The organism is Deltaproteobacteria bacterium (assembly GCA_016183235.1).
GTDB lineage: Bacteria > UBA10199 > UBA10199 > DSSB01 > JACPFA01 > JACPFA01.
The window spans coordinates 58,401-79,253 of the sequence record JACPFA010000021.1; the positions used below are offsets into that span (position 1 = coordinate 58,401).

15 protein-coding genes are annotated in these 20,853 nt (G+C 44.8%); 7 read left to right on the forward strand and 8 right to left on the reverse strand.

Translation table 11 applies throughout. From position 1 onward, the window contains the following. Nucleotides 1-319: 319 nt before the first annotated feature. The 4 genes from HYU97_04730 to HYU97_04745 all read right to left on the reverse strand — a co-directional run bounded on the left by HYU97_04730 (nucleotide 320) and on the right by HYU97_04745 (nucleotide 6,576). On the reverse strand, nucleotides 320-3,718 hold the full coding sequence (locus HYU97_04730) for an efflux RND transporter permease subunit (protein ID MBI2336048.1): 3,399 nt from the start codon (nucleotides 3,716-3,718) through the stop codon (nucleotides 320-322). Between the two features lie 92 nt (nucleotides 3,719-3,810). Then, the gene (locus tag HYU97_04735; protein ID MBI2336049.1) at nucleotides 3,811-4,842 is read right to left on the reverse strand and encodes a hypothetical protein; all 1,032 of its coding nucleotides are present in this window, start codon (nucleotides 4,840-4,842) and stop codon (nucleotides 3,811-3,813) included. Nucleotides 4,843-4,853: 11 nt separating this feature from the next. Continuing rightward, the gene (locus HYU97_04740) at nucleotides 4,854-6,119 is read right to left on the reverse strand and encodes a TolC family protein (protein MBI2336050.1); all 1,266 of its coding nucleotides are present in this window, start codon (nucleotides 6,117-6,119) and stop codon (nucleotides 4,854-4,856) included. A 58-nt stretch (nucleotides 6,120-6,177) separates the two neighbouring features. Beyond that, entirely contained in the window at nucleotides 6,178-6,576 is a 399-nt protein-coding gene (locus HYU97_04745; GenBank protein ID MBI2336051.1) for a hypothetical protein, read from the reverse strand. Nucleotides 6,577-6,733: 157 nt separating this feature from the next. On the opposite strand from HYU97_04745, the gene acs reads away from it, so the two are divergent. After that, nucleotides 6,734-8,716 carry an acetate--CoA ligase gene (gene acs, locus HYU97_04750; protein ID MBI2336052.1) on the forward strand — a complete coding sequence of 661 codons (1,983 nt, stop codon included), beginning with the start codon at nucleotides 6,734-6,736 and terminating at the stop codon, nucleotides 8,714-8,716. On the opposite strand, the gene HYU97_04755 is transcribed toward acs, so the two are convergent. Continuing rightward, on the reverse strand, nucleotides 8,690-9,385 hold the full coding sequence (locus HYU97_04755) for a hypothetical protein (protein ID MBI2336053.1): 696 nt from the start codon (nucleotides 9,383-9,385) through the stop codon (nucleotides 8,690-8,692). The two genes, acs and HYU97_04755, sit on opposite strands and share 27 nt — an antisense overlap. Nucleotides 9,386-9,529: 144 nt before the next feature. On the opposite strand from HYU97_04755, the gene HYU97_04760 reads away from it, so the two are divergent. The 6 genes from HYU97_04760 to HYU97_04785 all read left to right on the forward strand — a co-directional run bounded on the left by HYU97_04760 (nucleotide 9,530) and on the right by HYU97_04785 (nucleotide 17,852). Next, entirely contained in the window at nucleotides 9,530-9,931 is a 402-nt protein-coding gene (locus HYU97_04760; protein MBI2336054.1) for a DUF4870 domain-containing protein, read from the forward strand. 184 nt (nucleotides 9,932-10,115) lie between these two features. Then, complete coding sequence (locus HYU97_04765) at nucleotides 10,116-14,978, forward strand: hypothetical protein (protein MBI2336055.1); 4,863 nt, start codon at nucleotides 10,116-10,118, stop codon at nucleotides 14,976-14,978. A 118-nt stretch (nucleotides 14,979-15,096) separates the two neighbouring features. Further along, nucleotides 15,097-15,417, forward strand: coding sequence for an RNA-binding protein (locus tag HYU97_04770; protein ID MBI2336056.1), 321 nt, complete (start codon nucleotides 15,097-15,099; stop codon nucleotides 15,415-15,417). 41 nt (nucleotides 15,418-15,458) lie between these two features. Next, entirely contained in the window at nucleotides 15,459-16,142 is a 684-nt protein-coding gene (locus tag HYU97_04775; GenBank protein ID MBI2336057.1) for a ribonuclease HII, read from the forward strand. Between the two features lie 324 nt (nucleotides 16,143-16,466). Further along, a complete protein-coding gene (locus HYU97_04780) occupies nucleotides 16,467-16,973 on the forward strand; it encodes a DUF456 domain-containing protein (GenBank protein MBI2336058.1) in 507 nt (168 codons plus the stop codon). A 174-nt stretch (nucleotides 16,974-17,147) separates the two neighbouring features. Beyond that, on the forward strand, nucleotides 17,148-17,852 hold the full coding sequence (locus HYU97_04785; protein ID MBI2336059.1) for a hypothetical protein: 705 nt from the start codon (nucleotides 17,148-17,150) through the stop codon (nucleotides 17,850-17,852). 271 nt (nucleotides 17,853-18,123) lie between these two features. Here HYU97_04785 and HYU97_04790 read toward each other — a convergent pair whose 3' ends face one another. From HYU97_04790 to HYU97_04800, 3 genes are all read right to left on the reverse strand, one after another. Further along, complete coding sequence (locus HYU97_04790; protein ID MBI2336060.1) at nucleotides 18,124-18,411, reverse strand: GIY-YIG nuclease family protein; 288 nt, start codon at nucleotides 18,409-18,411, stop codon at nucleotides 18,124-18,126. Between the two features lie 147 nt (nucleotides 18,412-18,558). Next, the gene (locus HYU97_04795) at nucleotides 18,559-20,079 is read right to left on the reverse strand and encodes a hypothetical protein (GenBank protein ID MBI2336061.1); all 1,521 of its coding nucleotides are present in this window, start codon (nucleotides 20,077-20,079) and stop codon (nucleotides 18,559-18,561) included. A 72-nt stretch (nucleotides 20,080-20,151) separates the two neighbouring features. Further along, nucleotides 20,152-20,712 carry an outer membrane beta-barrel protein gene (locus tag HYU97_04800; protein MBI2336062.1) on the reverse strand — a complete coding sequence of 187 codons (561 nt, stop codon included), beginning with the start codon at nucleotides 20,710-20,712 and terminating at the stop codon, nucleotides 20,152-20,154. Nucleotides 20,713-20,853 lie beyond the last annotated feature (141 nt).

Genomic DNA, 20,853 nt, shown 5'->3' on the forward strand with positions numbered 1-20,853 from the left:
TTTTTCATAGATGCGCAATGTTTGCCAACAAGGATAGGCCCTACCTACTTTTTAAAAAGACTTCTCCGTAAATATTTGCAGAGATATAAAAAGTTATTTTGAGTTGGGCTAAGGGGTCTATCGAGAACCTGTAGCAGGAGTAAAGCCGTAGGAGGTCAAAAAAATCCTATTATTTTTTTGAATTAGAGGATGACAGAGGAATACTCTAATTCAATAAAAATAAAGGATTTTTTTGGCCGAGTAGGCTTTACGGGTGCGGGTTCTCGATAGACCCCTTAGCCCAACTCAAAATAACTTTTTAGGTGCGGTGATTTGTAAATTAGCTGGCCATTACCATTAAACTTTTAATGACAAGGGCTGTAGCTAGTACGCTAAAGCCTATGATCGTGATGCGTTCAAATTCTTTGGTGTAGGTCTTCCATAAATAAAAGAGGCAAGGGTAGACTAACAATTCCATGGCAAAGGAAGTGAAAATCCCACCTACCATGGGGGCCGCAATGCGCTTAGTGACATCGGCACCCGTTTCGTGAGAGCCTGCCCACATGATGGGTAGTAAACCCATGAACGTTGTACCTACGGTCATGAGTTTGGGGCGAATTCTTTTCACCGCTCCATCGTGAATGATCTTTTTTAATTCGAGTGAGTTTGGGTTTTTGCCGGTTGAAATAAATTTTTTGTAAGCCAGATCTAGGTAGAGCAACATAACGGTTCCGGTTTCGGCATCAACACCGCCTAGGGCGATGATCCCCACCCATACTGCGATACTCAACTTGTAACCCAATAGCCACAAGAGCCCAAAGGCACCCACTAACGAAAAGGGGATAGCCAGCAACACAATACAGGTTTTGATCAGCGAATGATTGCTGGTATAAAGCAATAGAAAGATAATCAGCAGGGTCAGCGGGATGACCATCCAGAGGCGACGTTCAGCGCGTTTCAAATGTTCAAATTGTCCACTAATTTTATAGGTGTAACCTTCGGGTAATAAAGAAGAATTTCTCAAGAAATCATCTAGCTTTTCAGCATAGGCACTCATGTCAACTTCTTCGTCTAAGTCCACAAATACCCACGATGATAAAAGGCCATTTTCGTTACGGATCATGGCCGGGCCCTGCACGATGTTGACATCGGCCACTTCGCTTAAAGGGATGTGAGAGCCATTGCTCGACGTAATCAACGCATTTTTAATTTGTTCAAAGCTCGAACGAAAGTGGGGTTGGTAACGCAAACTTACGGAATAGCGTTCGCGCTTTTCGATGGTGGTGGTGAGAGGTTCGGCACCTAAGACCCCTTCGATCAGAGAGTTGGCCTCTTCTATTGACCCAATCCCATAGGCGCCGAGCCGGTCGCGTTTGAGTTTGATATCAATGTAAAAACCGCCCAGGCTTCGTTCTGCGATGGCAGAGCGGGTGATGGGTTTAAATTCTGGGTTACTGAGTAAAACCCGTTCAATCTCAACGGCGATTTTTTCTAATTCGTTGAGTTCATCCCCATAAATTTTGATTCCAATCGGGGTGCGGATTCCGGTGGTGAGCATATCAATGCGCGTTTTAATGGGAAAAACCCAAGCATTGCTAGTACCGGGGAGTTGGATGGTGTTTTGTAAAGCTTTTACCAATTCTTGCCAATTGCGTGGTTTCATTTCAGGCCAGAAGGGGCGTAAGAAAATTTTCACTCCGTTGGGGGCAAAGTTTGAATACCAACGTTCATGATAAACTTCGGGCCAATCTTCTTGAGGGTGCAATTGAATAACCGTTTCGACCATCGACAAAGGTGCCGGGTCTGTTGGAGTCTCCGCACGGCCAGCCTTTCCAAAGATGGTAGCCACTTCTTTAAATTGTAAAATGAGCTTATCTTGTTGTTGCAGCCACTCTTTGGCCTTTTCAATGGAAATGCCGGGCAGAGTGGTGGGCATGTAAAGCAGGTCGCCTTCGTTAAGTGAAGGCATGAATTCTTTTTTAAGGCCGGGGAATATTTTGTTGAATAAAGGTAAGGGAATGCCTGCATAAAAAGGGATGATGGTTAAGATGATGAGCAAACTTGCAATGGCGATTTTAAAAGGTCTTTTCAAAACCCAATCTAGGGCGGGGGTGTAAATTTTAAAAAGTCGTGCGCTGATGGGGTGATTTTCTTCCGAAGTAATGGTGCCTGTCCAAAAAAAGTTGACAATTTTACTTGCCCTAGGATTTTTTAATTTAAGGGGTTTGGGCAGGTTGAGGAAAAAACGTACCAAGGCAGGGGCCAAGGTGGCCGCTAACACAGCACCGAAAAATAAAGAAAAGGTTTTGGTAAGGGCTAGGGGTTTAAAGAGTTTGCCCTCTTGCCCCTCCAAGACAAAGATGGGTAAAAACGAAACCGCCATAACCAACAAGGCAAAGAAAATCGGGGTGCCCACTTCTTTGACGGCTTGCAGAAGGGCGTCGAGGAGGTTACCTTTTTCACCTTGTTCGCGCCAATGCTCAAGGGCCTTGTGGGCGTTTTCAATCACCACAATCGCCGAGTCAACCAGAGCACCAATGGCAATGGCAATCCCGCCTAAAGACATAATGTTGGAATTGATCCCCCAGTAATACATCGGGATGAACGAAAAAAGCACGGAGATGGGTAAAATAAAAATGGGAATGAGCGAAGAACGAAAATGCCAAAGGAACACTAGAATAACGAGTGCCACCACAATCATTTCATCCCAAAGTTCAGTCTTTAGAGTACGAATCGAATTGCCAATCACCTTCGAGCGATCGTAGGTGATGACAATCTTGCTGCCCTTGGGCAGGCTAGGTTCTACGCTTTTTAAGGTGTCTTTGATTTTTTGAATGAGGGAATAGGCATCGTTTCCATAGCGCATCACCACAATGGCGCTTACGGCCTCGCCTCTGCCATTAAGATCAATGGCACCGCGGCGAATATCAGGAACCTTCACCACCTTGCCGATGTGCTTGATAAGCACGGCATCGCCCGTGGGGTTACTTTTAAGGGGGATATTTTCAATATCTTCGATATTTTTAATATAACCTAAACCACGGATAAAATATTCGCGTTCGCTTAATTCTAAAGTTCTGCCCCCCACATCGCGGTTACTAGCGCGAACCTTATCCATAACTTCATCTAAGTTTAACTTATATTGAGCCAGCGCCATGGGGTTGACTTGAATCTGATATTCTTTAACATACCCGCCAACACTTGCTACTTCTGCAACTCCGGGGATGGCTTTGAGCAAATAACGCAGTTTCCAATCTTGAAAAGAACGCAAATCTTCAATGGAATTTTGCCCCGATTCATCAACGAGCGAATATTGAAAGATCCAGCCCACACCGGTGGCATCAGGGCCCAGGATGGGATTGACGCCTTCGGGTAGTCGATCAGTAATTTGGGTGAGATATTCTAAAACTCGCGATCTAGCCCAATAAATGTCGGTGCCATCGTCAAAAATGACGTAAACAAAACTCATGCCAAACATCGATAGCCCACGGGTTACTTTGACCTTGGGGGCTGACATAAGAGAAGAAACAACCGGGTAGGTGATTTGGTCTTCGATGAGATCGGGCGAGCGGCCCTTCCATTCGGTAAAGATAATCACTTGTGGTTCAGATAAATCCGGGATGGCATCCAAAGGGACTTTGCTAATCGCAAAGATGGCCCAAATAATGCAAAGTGCGACGATGAAAAATATGGTGCCAGGTCTTTTAAAACTAAAATCAATTAATTTTGAAATGAGCATATTTGTCTGTCATTGCGAGGAGTGTAACGACGAAGCAATCTCTTTCTTAGTGTGAGATCGCCACGCCCGTTGGGCTCGCGATGACAGTGTCTTTAATGTTGATGCGAGCTGCCGGTTCCCATTTTAATCTTGCTTTCGGAATCGATTAAAAAGGTTCCGTTGGTGACAATTATTTCGCCAGGTTCTAACCCTGAGATGATTTCGTAAAAACCATTAGCCTCTTGCCCCACTTCAACTTTTTTGGTGATGTAGTGATTCTCGTGTTTGACATAAACCATATTGTGGTCGCCAAAGAACAGCACGGCCTCTTGGGGCACACTCAGCTTTTCCCCCAAAGGGATGAAGATTTTAAATTGCATAAAAGTATTGGATTTTACGTGCAGCGATTCTTTGGCACGAATGAGCACCTTGAGTGATTTGGTTTCAGGGTCGAGCACCGTCGCGATTGATTCAATTTCGCCTTTTTGCAAGAGCTGACCATCTTGATCTAAAATATTAACCGGTAACCCCACCTTGATAGCGTTGAAATCAGATTGATAAATATAGGCTTCAAATAGAGGGGGCTCTTTATCGTTAGGGAGGTGAAGGCCCAAATCGGCTTTACGCTTTTTTCTTAAATTTTTAATCCATTCGTCCGATAAGCCCATGAAGCGAAGCTTGGATTCTACCGATTGAATCAAGGCAGGGTTGCCCAGTTTTAAGGCCTCCAGATATTCATTTTGAGCGACCCAGAGGGAAGGGTCGTGAGCGACCCTTCCATAGGTAAAGATGATTTTGTTTAACGGCCTCACCGTTACGGTATCGGTTTTAATTCCGATGTTTTGCACCAAAACAGGGTCGATTTCGATACCTTCATTCTTCGAAGTATCGCCTTCATGTTGCTGCGTCGGTGCGGATTTCTTTTTGGGTTTTACAGGTACCAGGTCCATGCCACAAATGGGGCATTGGCCAGGGCCTGATTGATGGATCTGCGGGTGCATGGGGCAGGTCCAATATTCTTCGGCCTGCATTTCATGGTCATGTTTTGGCCCTTTGGTGTAGTGTTGATAGGCATAAAAGCCTATCGTGCCCACGAGACCTGCTATGAGCAGTGCTAAAATAATCAACTTATTTTTCGGTTTCATGATTTGTTTCCTTATTCTGACTCACCTATCAGGAACAGGAGTTTAGCTCTGGCCCGGGCGTGATCGACTTCGGCTTGGAGCAGGTCATTTTCATAGCGGAATACTTTTTGCAGATTTAAGAGAATGTCTGTAAACTGCACCGAACCCGCTTGATAAGCCACTTGGGCGTTGTCGACCGCGATCCTCGATTGCGGCAGCAGCCGCCCTGCAACTAAGCTATACACCTTAGCCGCGCGGGTGAGCTCAGCTAGGGTTTCCTCCAATTCATAACGCAAGTCATTTTCAGTTTTGGTTTTTTTGGCTAGGGTTTCTTGGTACTGGCTAGCGGTTTCGCGCACCCGTTTACTTTGCTTGGTACCGGCAAAGATGGGCAAAGGGATTTTAACTGCTGCCTTCATAAAATCTTCACCCATGCCGGGTTCTCGTTCCAACAAGTCAAATTTTCGATAAAAAACACCCACGTCAAAATCGGGATAGTAATCGAGTTTGGCCATGCGATGTTCTTTTTTGGCAGCTTCGACCCATTGCTCATTGGCCTTGAGCACATAAGATTGCTGCAGCATGCGGTTCACCAGTTCAGCGTTGGAATAAGGCAACCTTGCCAGCCCCAGCCGCTTGGGCAAGTTAATGGGCGTGCGCACATCCCGTGCCATCAGGGTGTTGAGTTTGGCCTGCAACATTTGTTTATCTTTTTGCAGGTCGAGAATTTCTTTGCTCAATTCATCCCGTTCGATTTGGGATCTTAACACATCCTGTTGCGTGGAAAGATCGGCCGACAATTTGGTTTGGTCGGTTTGTACGGCAGAGCTGGCCAAACCTTGATTGCGCTGAAAGATACCGATGCTTCGGGTCACCAAGTAGAGTTGATAATAGGTGTCGCGGAGTTGCCAGATAATTTCATTGCGGGCTTGATCCAATTCATAACCATAGCCTTTGGCTTCAAGAGTGCTCTTGGCCTTGGCCGTTGATTTTTTTCCGGGGAAGGGGAATCGTTGTTCAATCCCAGCTTCGATCATGGTCATGGAGTTTTGCGGGGATCCATATTTGGCCAACGGAATGTCTTCGACCATCACCATGAGCATGGGGTCATCCCAACTCCCAGCTTGGGGAATTTTATAATGAGCCGCATCGAGGCGATGCTTGGCCTCTTGCAACATAGGATTTTGTTGCAAGGCCTGCTCAATTAATTTTTTTAAGTTGGGGTCGTCTTCAGCCTTCAGTTGAAAGGAGGCGAGTAAACATAACCCAATCCACAAGAAAATTTTTGGATAACGCATAGAAAATTACCGTTTTAAAATGGTTTGCGAACCACTTTGCACTAGAGCGGTAATGATCTCAATTTAAAAAATGCTGATGTTTTAAGAACAGATGAGGGCCTGGCGGCTGAAAGGCCAACCCGTTGCTTTTAAGCGAGGTTTCAGAAGAATTTAAAAATTCATTGGCGGCTAACATCAATGGGGTAGAAGTAAACAAATCATGATTCACAGTTTCTGGTTTTGTTAACAACAAGCCCACAGTTTTTGCGTCATGCCTACAACAGGTGGGGGTTTCTTTGGCTTGGGTTGGTGCAGAGGCTTGGCGATGGCAATGGGAACTTTCTTTGGCAACTGTTACAGCTCGAGCTTGGGGCGAGCGGCATAGCTCCTGGCATAGGCCCAAGAGGGGTAAGAGTACGACCAAGGCCAAGCCCAATATGATTGACTGTTTAGCTAGTTTTTGCGATCGTAGCCTCATACTTTGTTCATTGTATATACGTATTAAGAGAAATTTCAATCTTAATTTTTTTAGTATATGTCATTGCGAACCCCCTTGGGGTGAAGCAATCCCACCGGTTGGGCAGAAGAGATTGCTTCACCCTGCTGGGTTCGCAATGACAGAGGTAGAGGCTTTTATGCCAGACTCTCCCACTTTTATTGAATCGTTAGCTGCGGATGTACTTAAAGTCCCGCCACCTAAGGCCTTTGTTGAGCAGGCCAACCTAAAATCAAAGCGAGAATTTGAAACCCTCTATGTTCGTTCTTTAATGGAACCGCAGGCCTTTTGGTTAGAACAGGCCAAGCGATTAAACTGGAAAAAATTTCCTAGTCAAAGCCTTCGTTATGATTGGGATGTGGCTAAGGGCAAGCTTTCGCAGCAGTGGTTTGAAGATGGCACCTTGAATGTAGCCTCTAATTGTTTAGATCGTCATCTGCCGGTGCGGGCAAATAAAATTGCCATCTTGTGGCAGGGGGAACGTGACGAAGAGGTGCGCAAAATCACCTACGGTGAATTAACTCAAGCCGTCTGCCAATTGGCGAATGTTTTAACTGCACAAGGTATACAAAAGGGCGATCGAGTTTGTATTTACCTCCCTATGATTCCAGAAGCTGCGATCGCCATGCTCGCTTGCGCGCGGATTGGCGCCATTCATTCCGTGGTCTTTGGGGGATTTTCGGCGCAAGCGCTGCAACATCGCATTCAAGATGCTCAATGCAAATTGTTGATCACGGCCGATGTAGGCTATCGGGGTGGCAAAGAAATTCCCCTTAAAAAAATTGCAGATGAAGCCTTGCGAGGCTGTCCTTCGATCGAAAAGGTGATCGTGGTAAAAAGAGGCATAGGCGAATGTAATTTAAATAGTACGCGTGAGTTGTGGTGGCACGAACTGATAGAAAAAAGTTCAACGAGTCACCAAGCGCTGCCCTTTGAAGCCGAACAACCCTTATTTATTCTTTACACCTCCGGTTCTACGGGCAAGCCTAAAGGCGTGTTGCACACCAGTGCCGGTTATTTGCTGTTTGCCAACTTAACTCACGATTATATTTTTGATCACCATGAAAATGATTTGTTCTGGTGCACGGCCGATGTGGGCTGGGTGACCGGCCATTCTTATTTAGTTTATGGGCCGCTTTCGAATGGGGCGACGGTGCTGATGTTTGAAGGCATTCCCACTTATCCCGATGCGGGTCGGTTTTGGCAGGTGATTCAAAAACATAAGGTGACGGTTTTTTATACCGCGCCCACAGCCATTCGCGCCTTGATGCGTGAAGGCGAGCATTGGCCTGCGCAATACGATTTAAGTTCATTACGTTTGTTAGGTAGCGTGGGGGAACCGATTAATCCCCAGGCCTGGGTTTGGTATCATGAACATATTGGTAAAAAGCGTTGCCCCATTGTCGACACCTGGTGGCAAACCGAAACGGGTGGGATTTTGATCAGCCCGCTTCCCGGCGTGCATACTTTAAAAGCGGGCAGTGCAGGGCACCCGTTCTTTGGCATTGAACCGGTGATTTTGCGCGATGATGGTTTGGAGTGTGAAGCGGGCGAGGGAGGTAAGTTGTGTATTAAAAAACCGTGGCCCGGTATGGCGCGCACCATGTGGGGCGATCATGAACGGTTTATTCAAACTTATTTTACGACTTATAAAAATTTATATTTTACCGGTGATGGTTGTAAAATTGATGAAGATGGCGATTATTGGTTGATGGGACGCATTGATGATGTGGTGAACATTTCTGGCCATCGCTTGGGAACCGCTGAGGTGGAAAGTGCTCTCGTGGGGCATGATTTGGTGGCCGAGGCTGCGGTGGTACCCATGCCGCATCCTATCAAAGGGCAATCCATTTATGCCTTTGTAACACCGGTCGAAGGCCAAACCCCAACCGATGAATTGCGCAAAAAATTGATCCAACATATTCGTAACAGCATTGGCCCCATTGCCGTGCCGGAGGTCATTCAGTTTGCCGATAGCTTACCCAAAACCCGTAGCGGTAAAATCATGCGCCGCATTTTACGAAAAATTGTAGAAGGGGATTTAGAACATTTGGGGGATGTGTCAACTTTGGCCGATCCTACGGTAGTGGAAAAATTAATAAAGGCCAAAGGCCCTTCTTAATTTATAATAGTGCAGCGCAGCCTTCCATGCTGTTGCTTCGTAACTTAGTTTAGGAGTTCCTGGGGGAATGACTTGTTCAAACTTAGGATGTAGGTAAGGAGAATCAGACAAGAAATATTTTACGTCAGTGAAAAGATGAAAATCGAATAAGCTCAATGTTGCATCCCTGACATTAGCTCCAACAAAATCATCAGGCGAATTGATTAACCAAGCCCCTGGGCCCATGTAACGATTTTCAAGAATACTTAAGTAATTCAGCAAAGGATGAACAATATGAAGTTTGTTGGTAAGATCGGTAATGTAAGTATGATCACAGACCGAAGTTTTTAGGTAAGCCCGTGGGATGGGTGCATATTCGTCATTTTTATTCTTGCCAATGGCATAGGTCCACATCAGAGAAAATTGGGGTTGATAAGAGGATAAACCCTCCTTTAGCCAGTAGTATGCAGTAGAGGCTGCGGCAGCGCTTGTGGAATAAGGAAAGGCTCTAATCCAACTGTCGGTTGCATAAGGTGGTGAAGAATTATAAAGTTGAAGTAATTGATTAGCGATTTGAGCGGGGTTGAAACTTTCGCAAGGAGAAGCTTGTGGTGAAGGACCTGTTTCGTGAGGAGGAGTGATTGTGCTAGTTATACTTACCGAAGCTGAGGCCGGAACGGGAGGACTCATTTTTAAACCCCTTCTACCCCCAGCTTTTCTACTCCTCTGATTATCGTCATTTATTGAAGAGAGTTGTGATTTTTTTTAATTGAGTTGTTGCGGCTAAAATCTTACAATAAAGCGTCAATCAAGGGTAGTTGGGTTTAAAATTCCATGCAAGAATTTGAATACCGCAAAATTGGTTTAGAGCAAGATTTAAATTGGGCCATGTGGTGCCACTTGAGTGCGTTGTTGGCCTGTTGGATTCCCATGGCCCAATTTTTGGGACCCTTTATTATTTGGCTCACTCGCCATAAAGATTCACTATTGGTTGACGAACATGGCAAGGCGGCCATGAATTACAATCTTTCTATTATCGTTTATACGATTTTATTTATTTTATTAATTTTCTTTATTCGCAACGATTGGGTGCGGATTATTTTGGGGAGTGTTTATTTGCTTTGGATCTTGGCTTCGCCCATCTTTATCATTATGGCGGCCTGCCGGGCCAAGAAGGGTAAGAGCTTTGTGTATCCCCTTTCCATCGAATTTTTCAAACCCCGGCCTAAATACTAAACCTCCCTACCTCATCAAAGACGTCTTTTAGGGGTAAATTGGGGTTTTTTGTCCCCAAACTCAAGAGATATGCCTGAACGACTCACGAAAAGGTCAATGATTACAAAGTAGTAAATAGTCAAGTTGTGGCATAATTTCTGCACGCTCAAGTTGGACTGGGTAGAATGGTACTAATTGGGGGAATATGGTTTTACCTGTAGGGTTAGCATTACTAGGGGCAGTTCTTTTTGAAGAAGATTGGGTCGACGAGGCATCTCTTCATCAACCTTTCGCTCATGGATCTTCTGATTTTCCTAAGAACATCATCGATGAATTTAAAAAGGTGACCGATGGATTTTCTCATTTGGCATTTCAGGTGCCTTGGTTTGCGAGAGAATTTTTTTCTGTGGCCTCGGTTACGGCGGATTATCTTCTTACGGATGCTTTGTTAGAAGAGGCACTCAATTTGGTTGAAGAGCACCATCTTGATGCAGAAATGGGGATGGTGGTTCGAGAAAGGGTTTTTGAATTATCGGAACAAAATAAAAACAGCAATGAAGAAGTTAAACTTAAGTCAGAACTGTTATTGGGGCAACTGTATTTGTGGATTGAGGTCAATCAACTAAAATTTGCCGAGCCCGATAGGAAGAGGCCTGCTGGCCATGAATATACTCATTCAAAATTAGTCGATGGCGTGCGAGGTAAAATTCTTTTGTCCCTGCGGTTGAAAGATTCAGCGTTATATCACGAAGCCCAGCGTAAATTTTTCATCTTAAAAGAATTGGCCGATCATTTAGAACGCAAGGTTGAGCTGGCCCATGCCCACCGGATGATGGCGGCTTTGCCCGTGAAGCATGGTTTAGAACCTGTGCAAGGAGATTATCATTGCGAAGAAAATTGTGATCGAGCCAAAACACCTTACGCTTATTTAAATGGTGAGGCCTACAGCCAAGTTTATCAGCGGATGACCGTTGGGAGAAAGTCCGATTTTGACAAGGGTTTGCGTGTTTTGTTTGGCAAACATGGGCAGGGTGTTTTGGATGGTGAGTATGCAGGGGGTTGGGAGGATTTTTTAGCGAAGCTGCAAGGGGAGGATTACGAGGGGGTGCTGCGTTTTATTGAAGAAGAAACAGCCATTCTCCAACAGGCCGACTTCAAGACCTTCTTTGAATTTGTGGAGAAGGCTAGTTTAGATCCTGCTACCGAGAGAGTTTTGGATAATCGCAAGGCCATCGATGAATTGAGCCGTGAAATGAAAGCAGGGCAAGGATTATGGGTCTTGCTTAAGACCTTAGAGAAGGATTCACAGCCGAGCCGTGCCGAAAGAGATGCGATTTTAAGTGCCGTGGTTGAGGAATTAAGGGCCGAGAAGACCAAGTTATGGGAGGAGGCAGGGAAACTTGGTTTAAGCCCTCGGGAAGAGGAATATTTAAGAAGGTTGGGGGAAACCCAAGACATCCAACATGCAACCGGGATGATGGAAGAGAGCGCAGAGCGATATAATAACGAAGATCGGGTGGGATCCTATGCTGATGAGGAGGGCAATTGTAGTGATCCAGCAGGTTGTTTGGAACCATCGAGCAAATATTTTCATGAAGTAGGTGATGGATATGCGGTTCAATTAAAAGAACAATGGGAACGGTTTGAAGAAAAATATAAAGGGGTTAGTGATTATGTGGATGTGGCCGATGAGATTCGTGGTTTAATCCTTACGCAGCAGAAGATTCAAATTTTGCATTTGAAGATGCGGGTGACCCGAGAACTAGAGGTAGTGGGTTTAAGCCAAGTAGAGCGTGAGCAGGTGGATGAGCTTTTTGAGAAGCTTAATAAACAAGGGACTGATCTTACGCAAGAAAAGGTTGAGACTTTACTCAAGCCTATCCGCGAACAAATTGAACGCAAGGCCTTAGCCAACGTTATTGAATCCGAACTTCGCGTGACTCAGGCCATGGCTCAAAAATTATTTGCGTCACACCGCGACATTGCAGGTTTTCCAGAGCTAGTGATCAATTATGAAAGGGCCTTAAGGTTATATCAAGGAGATGAGTACGAAAAGGCCCGGGCTTTATTTTTGGAATGTTACCACAGCCCATTGCGGGCCACACTAGGAGAAGAGTTTGCCGAGATTGTTGCCAAGGAAAGGGAAGAAAACGAAGTTAGTTTTTGGATAAGCCTTGCTATCGTGATTGCAGCGACCATGATTGCGACGGTGTTGACGGATGGGGCTGCCACGGTTTGGACATTGAGTGTTACCAGCCGATTTTTACTCAATGGGACCCTTTGGTACTTTAGCCATGAGGCCTTGGGGATGGGATACGCTGTGCTGCAAGGCCGCGAGATTCCTACCAAGGGCTTGATGGAGCATGGGCGTGATTTAGTGCTTACGTTAGGGATGTTTGGTGCGATTGCCCGAGGGATGAAATCTTTTCTTGATTCTGTCAAAGGCCAGTTAGCCGCGCGGTTTTTGCAAAGAACCGGGCGTGAGCTTACTGAGTTAGAATTAGAGGCCGAATTTAAGCAATGGTTAGCAGGTTCAACGCTGTGGAATAAAATTAAGTTTCATGTCCGCATGTTTGGCGCGGAGTTCAAATATTTTACGGGATGGAATTTGTTAGAAGGGAATATTCGCTTAGCTTTGAAAGAAGAGTTTGATCCCTTGGGGGTGTTGATTGAGAATTTAAGCCCCGAGAGTTTAGGGCAGCAGGCTTTGTTTTTATTGGGTTTGAAGGTAGGCAATTTTGCAGCCAAGCCTGTAACAAAATTCGCCAATGCCCAAATCGAAAAAGGTATTTTGGGAGAAGAGACCTATCGGGCCTTAAAGGTTAATGAGGCCGAGGCCGAACAACTTCAAAAAGAATTGATGCAATATTTAGCGGAAGTCGAATTGGGTAAAGCCTCTTTTGAACCCCAAGACCGGGTTAAGTTTTTTGTTCGATATTTAGAGTTATTGACGGAACGTGCCAGGATCATCGGTTCTGTGCGCAATGAGTATCGCCATGAAGGGGCATTAGAAGATGTGGCAGTGGAGAGGGAGCAGACCGAACAATTAGCGGCGGCTGGCCAAGTGAGCATGCAACGAACGGGTGAATTTACCTTTGTGGTGGATGAAAATACGATCAAGCAATTGAGGGTGATGGGTGTTTCATTGACTGAATTAAAACCAGGGGTTTATTCCCTCGAAGTCGATGGAAAAAAGATTTTTCTGGTGGAAAAAGACAAAATTGAGGTTCGTGATCAAACGCCCAAGCCGTCCGATCTCGAACCTGCTTCCACACCATTGTACTCAGCGGCATTGCTAGGGGGATGGGAAATTGTTCAACAGATAGCCCATGACGTATTATTTTATGGTTCTCGAGTTTTACTGGTGGGGTGCTTGGTTTTGATGGTGCACCATCGGCATCAAGCCAAACTAGCGTTCGAACGTGGGGTCAGACGCATTCGACATTGGATGGATTATCGTCATTTTGATGCAAGGGCCTATTTTGACCAATTACCAGACCTGACCCCTTCTCAGCGAGAGCTGCTTGCCGAACTATACCCGAAGGGTTTGGACATCTCACACTTGCGGCAGGGCAGGATAGGTGACTGTCATTTGGTATCTACTTTATATGGTTTTAAACAAACACCACTGGCCCCCTATCTTATCGCGAAGATGATTCGTAAAGTAGACAAGGGTTGGGAAGTTACTTTTCCCGATAGTTTTAACCCGGTCTTTGTATCAGTCAAAGAAATTCGTCGAGGTAAACAAAGGGGACGCGATCGTTTCACGGGGCAATACGAAACATTTCGATTTTCTTCCGGGGCCCTGGGTGATCGCATTTTAGAACGAGCTTTGGGTAAAGTCACCCGACAGAAGCGAGGAGGCCAGGAAGGTGAGACAGCGGCTCTTATGCAAGGGGGGTTTGGTTACGAGGCTTTTGATATTTTATTGGGCCGATTTCACCACCACGAAATGGTCGATAATTACCAGCGAGGGCCTTTTAGCGAAATGTTGGATTTTGGTCGCACCAAGGTAGAAAACGTTCTCTTAGATTTTGCCAAAGACCCAGGGAATCATATTTTATGGGCGGCTACACCGGTTGATTATAAAACACCATGGTATTATTGGGTGCCTAGTGGTCGCCGGGGATTTGAAAAAGTTTATTTTATGGATAAGGCCCGCTATTTTGTGCAGCAACATGCCTATGTGGTGACCCAAGTAGATGCTAAGGATCGTACGGTAACGGTGATCAATCCCCATGATACGGGTAAAGAACATATCATGAGCTTTGATGATTTTTACAAGATTTTCTCTCGGGTAGAGATTGCAAGGTACGATCGGGCGGCTATGCGCACTTACTTGGGCGATGTTTATTTGTTGCAAGGCGGTCAACGGGTTGAAGGGATTGAAGGGCGGCTTCAGCACCGAGTGACTTATCATTATAGCTTGGATGCAACTCAAGGCTTGCGGGTTAGTTTAGACGGGTATGAGGTACAAATATATCGTAAGGGTCGTAAGCTCATTGTGTTGGGCAGTGGATTGCCGGTTTCTTTAAGAGAGGGTATTTCCCCGGGAGGTGAATATGTTTTGGGTCGTTTGGTTTCAGATGAACTTCCTGCTTCTGTTTCGGGGCGTCACCTGAAGATTGCCTTCCATCGCGATGGTAGTACGGTTGCTTTGGAAGATTTAGCTTCTCGCAGCGGCACGCGAGTCTTGAAGGAGACGCGGATTCCTGAGCCTGCCGAGAAGGGATTGTTAGCCTTTACAGGCACGTTGGGTCACCCGCTCAACGGAGATCATTTCCACGCCTATGAGCCCCTAGATATAGGGTATCGTATTCAACTAGGGCGGGAATTTTTAAATGTCATTTTTATGGGTGAACGTTTGGAATTGGTTGATCGTCAAAACAGAAGGGTGGCCAGATTGTCCCCTGGGCAAGAAATTATTGTTGGAAGGGAACACTTTTCGAGTTCAGAAGGGAGAACGGTTTCTGCAAATCATGTCCATATTATTTTTAGTAGGGAAGGTCATTTGCTCATCAAAGACTTAAACTCCAGTAATGGGACGATGGTTTTTTACAATCAATAGCGATCTAACTTGAAGTGATGGATTTGGGGTTTGACAAATAAGTGTAAACGTGGGAATGATCCCCGGTCAATTAAACTATTACGGCCGGTTTCGGCTTTTTATTTTGGAGATAGATTTCATGAATCAAAAATTGTATGTGGGTAATTTACCCTTTCAAGTCACTGAAGACGAATTAAGAAACACCTTTGCCGCTACTGGCGAGGTGGCTAATGTTCAAATTATTACTGATAAGATCTCAGGTCGGTCAAGGGGATTTGCCTTTGTCGAAATGGGAAGTGCCGAAGCCGCGAATGAAGCCATTGGTAAGTTAGATGGAACCAGCTTAGGTGGTCGTAATATTGTGGTCCGTGAAGCCCGCCCGATGAATAAAAATGGTGGTGGCGGTGGTGGTGGCAGACGTGATTTTTCAGGTCGCCCCCGCGGTCCCAGACGCTATTAATCGCTAATATTTAGTTTTGAAAACAGGGATTGGATGGCCTTCTGAGGCCATCCAATCTTTGGAGTTTGCTTGTGAAGCAAGAAGAACTCCTCTCTTTACATCCACTTGATAAAGAATGGTTTGAAAGAACTTTCTCCCAACAGGGTTATCGCTTGATTGCAGGCGTTGATGAAGTTGGCAGAGGGTGCTTGGCCGGGCCTGTGGTGGCAGCGGCGGTGGTATTGCCTATCCCTTGCCCTATTCAAGGGATCGATGATTCTAAAAAACTTTCTTCTGAAAAACGCGAAGCGCTTTTCCCGATCATTCAAAGTTTAAGTTTTGCCTTTGCGATTGTCGAAATTTCCCCCCAAATCATTGATGAGCTGAATATTTTGCATGCTTCACTTGAAGCTATGCGGCAGGCCATTGCTGCTTTAAAAACCCCTCCTGATTTTATTTTGATTGATGGGAATAGGGGCTTAGGTATTAAAACCCCCCAACGTTGTTTGATCAAAGGCGATGGGCGGAGTGTCAATATTGGGGCGGCTAGTATTTTAGCCAAGGTGCATCGTGATCGATTGATGGCGGAATATGAAAAAAATTATCCAGCGTTTCAATTTTCTGTTCATAAAGGTTATGGGACTAAGTTGCATCTTGAGGAATTGAATCGAATGGGACCGTCGCCCATTCATCGCAAAAGTTTTAGGCCTGTAACAGAGGCGTCTTTGGTGGTACGCAATCTTTGAAAAAGTTTTACTGAGGCTGCTGACAAAGCCGGCGCTCCAGCGCATGCGCCTCGGGACAGGGTCCGCGGCGGGCTCCTCTGTCATTGCGAACCCAGCAGGGTGAAGCAATCCCTTCTGTCTAACCGGTGGGATTGCCACGCCCGTTGGGCTCGCAATGACAGAAAGCCCATAACGTCATCCATATGAGGTCGAAGCTTCCGCGATGGCTTTGTCAGCAGCCTCAGTAAAAATTTTTCAAAGATTGCGCCAGTAGCGTCTATAATAGTTTCTGACATTACGTCATCCCGGGCTAGACCCGGGATCCATGTATGACAGTATAAATATATGCAAATAGCATTTTCGATTTTATTGATTTTTATTTATTTGGTTGGGTTTGGGTTGGTTTTGGTGACTTTGCCGGGGACCTGGCTGATTTTTTTAAGCACCGTTGTTTATGCTTTCTTTTTTCCCTTTGATCAGGGGCAGACCCATGCATTATGGGTTTTGGGGATATTATTGGGGTTGGCGTTGTTGGGGGAGTTGGTTGAATTTGTGGTGGGGACTTTTGGGAGCAAAACGGTGAAGGTGAGCAATGGCGCTATTGTGGTGGCGTTTATCGGTGGGTTAGTGGGGGTCATCTTGGGGGCGGCTTTCTTTTTGGTAGGGGCTTTGGTGGGGGTGTTGCTAGGTAGCTTTTTGGGGGCGCTCATTTATGAATGGGTGGTGACGAAAGATTTTCGTGAAGGTTTTGTGGCGGCCTGTGCGGTGTTGGCTACGCGTGTTGTGGCGATCACACTAAAGAGTTCGATAGCTTTGAGTATGGGGGTTTATGCTACTTTTAAGTTGTTTTGAATATAGAACCCATCGTAGTCACGCCTTTTCGAAGCCGGAAGTGCAAAGTCTTGCCGAATCCGGCAGAGGCTCCCTCAACCACGAGCAAAGTGGTTTCGGGTAGCCTCTTCCCGCTTCGGCAAGACTTTGCACTTCCGGCTTCGAAAAGGCTTTTTACAAATAGTTACCAATATTATGAAAAAATCGGTCTTAAATTCGGGATTATTATGGGAGCGGCTGCTTTCTTATTCGGAGGATCCGGAACGATTGCATTTGTGGCCAGAAGATGTGGATGGGTTCTATACCTTAAAGTTGGTGGATCCACAAAAATTACCTAAAGTGAAAATGCAAAAATCGCTAGCTCGTTATCGGAAGGGCGATCATTATGTTATTGAGCCAGAAGCTTTTGAAGAATTTACCAAGCCCTTTAGTTGGGATAAGTTAAAAGATTATTTTGAACCAGCGCGTTTAAAAGAGGGGAATTTTTCTAAAGAGTGGCTTGAGCAATTTTATGAAAATGTTTTGTCTCATCTAACCACTTTAGAAGAAGATGATTGGAAACAAACTTTAAAAGAAATGCAACAGCGAGGTTTTATTAGCCCCCAAGGCATTAAGGTCAATGCTGCATTTAAGGGTTTTATTTTTGATTTGTTAGTCGCTAAGCCTTCGAGTTTGCGTGAATTGGAACTCAAAATTCATTTTCATGCTGATGCATTAAAAGAATATTATGCTGAGCATAATCGTGCCTTGCAAAAAATGAATAAGAGCACTTATGTGCAAGAAGATAAAAATGATGCCCAGCAGTTGAAAAAAATTACCCGCGCTGGAGAACAGACCCACCCCACGGTAGAAGATAAAGAACTCATCGATCTGCTAGATGACCTTACGGAAGAGGAGTAATTTTTTGCTATTGATCTTTAAAATCATTTATTTACGATTGAGGGGTTTGATTCAGAGTAGATTGCTTAACAAGCATCTTTCAGAAGATGCATCGAGCGTGTTTAAAACGCTTCGAAATAAATATCATCGAAGAACCAACTAAAAGATTGAAGAAATAGTGAGGTCGAAAAATTATTGAAATAATAGCGCGTGTGTCATCCCTGCCCCTGCCTGCGCAGGGGTAAACTCCGGCAGGGATCCAGTCATGTGTTTGTTTATTGCCGGATAAACTTCATAAAAGCTTTTCATAGAGATCTTTCCATTTTGGATTCAGTTCTTCTATCAGTCTTAATTTCCAACTTCTTTTCCATTTTTTAAGTTGTTTTTCTCGTGTGATGGCTGCATTCACATCATCAGTTTCCTCAACGTAAACAAGATGATGCACTTTATATCTTTCAGTAAATCCTTTAATCAGATCATTTTTATGTTCATAAACTCTTCTCACTATGTCATTAGTTACACCAATATAGAGCGTTCCATTTCTTCGACTTGCCATAATATAAATAAAATACTTTTTCATCGCGCTCTATTTTCACTTAGTGAAAAAAAAGACTGGATCCCTGCCGGAGTTTACCCCTGCGTAGGCAGGGGCAGGGATGACAGAAAGTGCATTTTTCAACAAACCCATCAAATAATATTTTTGTTCTCCTGTTTACGAAAGAATCCCTTAAGCTATTTTGCGTTGACGGATGGCTTTTTTGCGGCTTACTTCGATTTCTCGCCAAATGAGGTCGATGGTTTTGAGGCCTAAGAGTAGTTTGCCTTCAAAGCCTAAGGCGGCTAGCACTTCGGGGCTGGTGAGGAATAAATTTTTATAAAAAGTGCGATTGGAAATAGGGAAAAGATCGGTAAATCGTTTGGGGACGATTTCGTAAATAGGGTTTTCTTGGGCGTTTTCGCGAAAGATTTCAAAATCGTCTTTTTCTAGGGCGAATAATAAATTGCCTTCTTCTTGTTCGTGAGTGGCGGGTTGATCAAGGGGGAAGATGAGCCTTAAACTTTCGGCAAAGGGCATGAGGTGGTGCAGGTGGTCGCTGATTTCGTCGTGGATGACTTGTAAAAATTCTTTGGGGGAATGCAAAAATTCGGCTTCTAACAAATAAGAAACGTTTAGAAAAATAGGGGCATGGCTTGCAAGTTCGGTGGGTTGAAAGACATTAACATGAAAAAAATTAGACCCGGTGAGGGGTTTGTTGGGATCGGCAATGAAAAGCAGATTTTCTTTCATGCCCTCGGGGAGTTCGTCTCGGTTAATTTCGTAACGAATACTAAAGTGATATTGTTTGGGGGTAATCGAGCGAATTTGTTTGAGCATGGTGTGGGTCCAAAAACTTTTGGGGATAAACGGCTCAATGCTGCGGACCCGGGCATTCCACAATAAATAGCGGCAGCCAATGGTGCCTTCAAAACCGGCTAGGCGAATCCCTTGAATTTTGCGTTTTTCAATTTCTAAGGCTTCGATGTGAACATTGTTTTTAATCACGCCCGAATAAGATTCGATTTTATCTAAAAAGACCTTTTTTAAGCGACCCATGCCACCTTTAACTTCGTAGAGTACACAGTTTTCATTCGAGAGCAGCTTAGAAATAACATAAGTATAAGGGTTGTCAGAATAGGTGCTGGCTAGAAAGCGCAGTTGGGCTTCTAAAAAAGTTTTGATGTCGAGGTTGGCCTTTAAATCTTCTAAATAACTCGAAAGCCGTTCGGTTAAACCGCTATTTTGAATAAATTTTTTAAATTTCCATTTTTCTTGAAAGGTTTTAGGCAAAATTAATTCTTGCAAAGTTTCGGTATCGAGTACCGATTCAAAAAGATCCATGGAACTATAAAATTCTTTAACCAATTTAAAGTCGTACGGAAATTCTCGCTTGAGTTCTCTTTCAAAGAGATCGCGATCAGTGAAGACATCGAGACGATGGTTGGGTAAAACCACTTGGTAAGGGATAGAGAGTTTGCGCACGACGGCTAATTCGTGGTCCATGATCGATAGCCGCCCTAAGATGCTTTTAAACAGCTTGCTGTCGAGGTGGGTGACTAAATTGGGTTGGATATCTTTTTTGGTGGACGCAAGTTCTTTGTCGAAGTTGAGCACAATCACCGACAGCCCGCGCTTGGCCAAAAAGGCGCCGGTGATTAACCCTGCCAAATCCATCCCTACAATGAGTACATCACAATATTTTTCAGACATAATAGCATTTCATATATGGATCCCGGGTCAAGCCCGGGATGACGTCATGCCGGCCCCCGAGCCGGCATCCATTTAAAAGTGATACATTACATTGCCAGTCATTCCAAAATCCATGAGGGCGCTGGAATTACTGTTGCTTTGAATCAGGCCAATCGACCGAAATTGAGCCGATAAACCAACCGATAATCTTTCGGCCACATAGAAGTCGGCCCCTAAGCCTACTTGTGCGCCCATGCCAACGCCACCCGTGCCATCAGCGCGTGAACCTTCGGTCAAAAAGTAAAGACCAATACCGGCTAGGGCATAGGGTTCAATATTGGCTTCTTCGCTCATGAAATAAAATTTTAGATTAACATTCGGTATGCCCAGTAGATATTGACTATCGTCACCGGCATTGGGGCCCTTGCCATCGTGGATGCTAAAATAAAAGTCAGATTCTAAGGCCCAACGTTGATTGAAACGAAAATCAATCGCAATACCGCCGCCGGGGCCAATCTTTAATTGGGGGTTGGCATCGGTAAGAAAAAAATCTCCCACGCCTAGTAACCCAACTGAGCTACCTTCTCGGGCCCAGGATTGGGTGGATAACATTAAACAAGTGAGTGTAAGCAAAGTTAAAGATAATTTTTTCATAGAGACTCCTTTTATTATTAACCGTCCCGTTACAGTATGGATATATGACATAAGATCATGAGCCGAGACAAGGAAGATGAGCAAAAAGCGCGGAGGCGTAGCTGTGGCTACGTCGAGCACTTTTTGTGAAATCTGACGCAG

Excerpts from the sequence above, each read along its gene's own strand:
- HYU97_04795 (MBI2336061.1), bottom strand. The coding sequence starts at position 20,079 with ATGTCTGAAAAATATTGTGATGTACTCATTGTAGGGATGGATTTGGCA.
- HYU97_04780 (MBI2336058.1), top strand. The coding sequence starts at position 16,467 with ATGCAAATAGCATTTTCGATTTTATTGATTTTTATTTATTTGGTTGGG.
- HYU97_04730 (MBI2336048.1), bottom strand. The coding sequence starts at position 3,718 with ATGCTCATTTCAAAATTAATTGATTTTAGTTTTAAAAGACCTGGCACC.
- HYU97_04790 (MBI2336060.1), bottom strand. The coding sequence starts at position 18,411 with ATGAAAAAGTATTTTATTTATATTATGGCAAGTCGAAGAAATGGAACG.
- HYU97_04755 (MBI2336053.1), bottom strand. The coding sequence starts at position 9,385 with ATGAGTCCTCCCGTTCCGGCCTCAGCTTCGGTAAGTATAACTAGCACA.
- HYU97_04735 (MBI2336049.1), bottom strand. The coding sequence starts at position 4,842 with ATGAAACCGAAAAATAAGTTGATTATTTTAGCACTGCTCATAGCAGGT.
- HYU97_04745 (MBI2336051.1), bottom strand. The coding sequence starts at position 6,576 with ATGAGGCTACGATCGCAAAAACTAGCTAAACAGTCAATCATATTGGGC.
- HYU97_04785 (MBI2336059.1), top strand. The coding sequence starts at position 17,148 with ATGAAAAAATCGGTCTTAAATTCGGGATTATTATGGGAGCGGCTGCTT.
- HYU97_04765 (MBI2336055.1), top strand. The coding sequence starts at position 10,116 with ATGGTTTTACCTGTAGGGTTAGCATTACTAGGGGCAGTTCTTTTTGAA.
- HYU97_04740 (MBI2336050.1), bottom strand. The coding sequence starts at position 6,119 with ATGCGTTATCCAAAAATTTTCTTGTGGATTGGGTTATGTTTACTCGCC.
- acs (MBI2336052.1), top strand. The coding sequence starts at position 6,734 with ATGCCAGACTCTCCCACTTTTATTGAATCGTTAGCTGCGGATGTACTT.
- HYU97_04770 (MBI2336056.1), top strand. The coding sequence starts at position 15,097 with ATGAATCAAAAATTGTATGTGGGTAATTTACCCTTTCAAGTCACTGAA.
- HYU97_04760 (MBI2336054.1), top strand. The coding sequence starts at position 9,530 with ATGCAAGAATTTGAATACCGCAAAATTGGTTTAGAGCAAGATTTAAAT.
- HYU97_04800 (MBI2336062.1), bottom strand. The coding sequence starts at position 20,712 with ATGAAAAAATTATCTTTAACTTTGCTTACACTCACTTGTTTAATGTTA.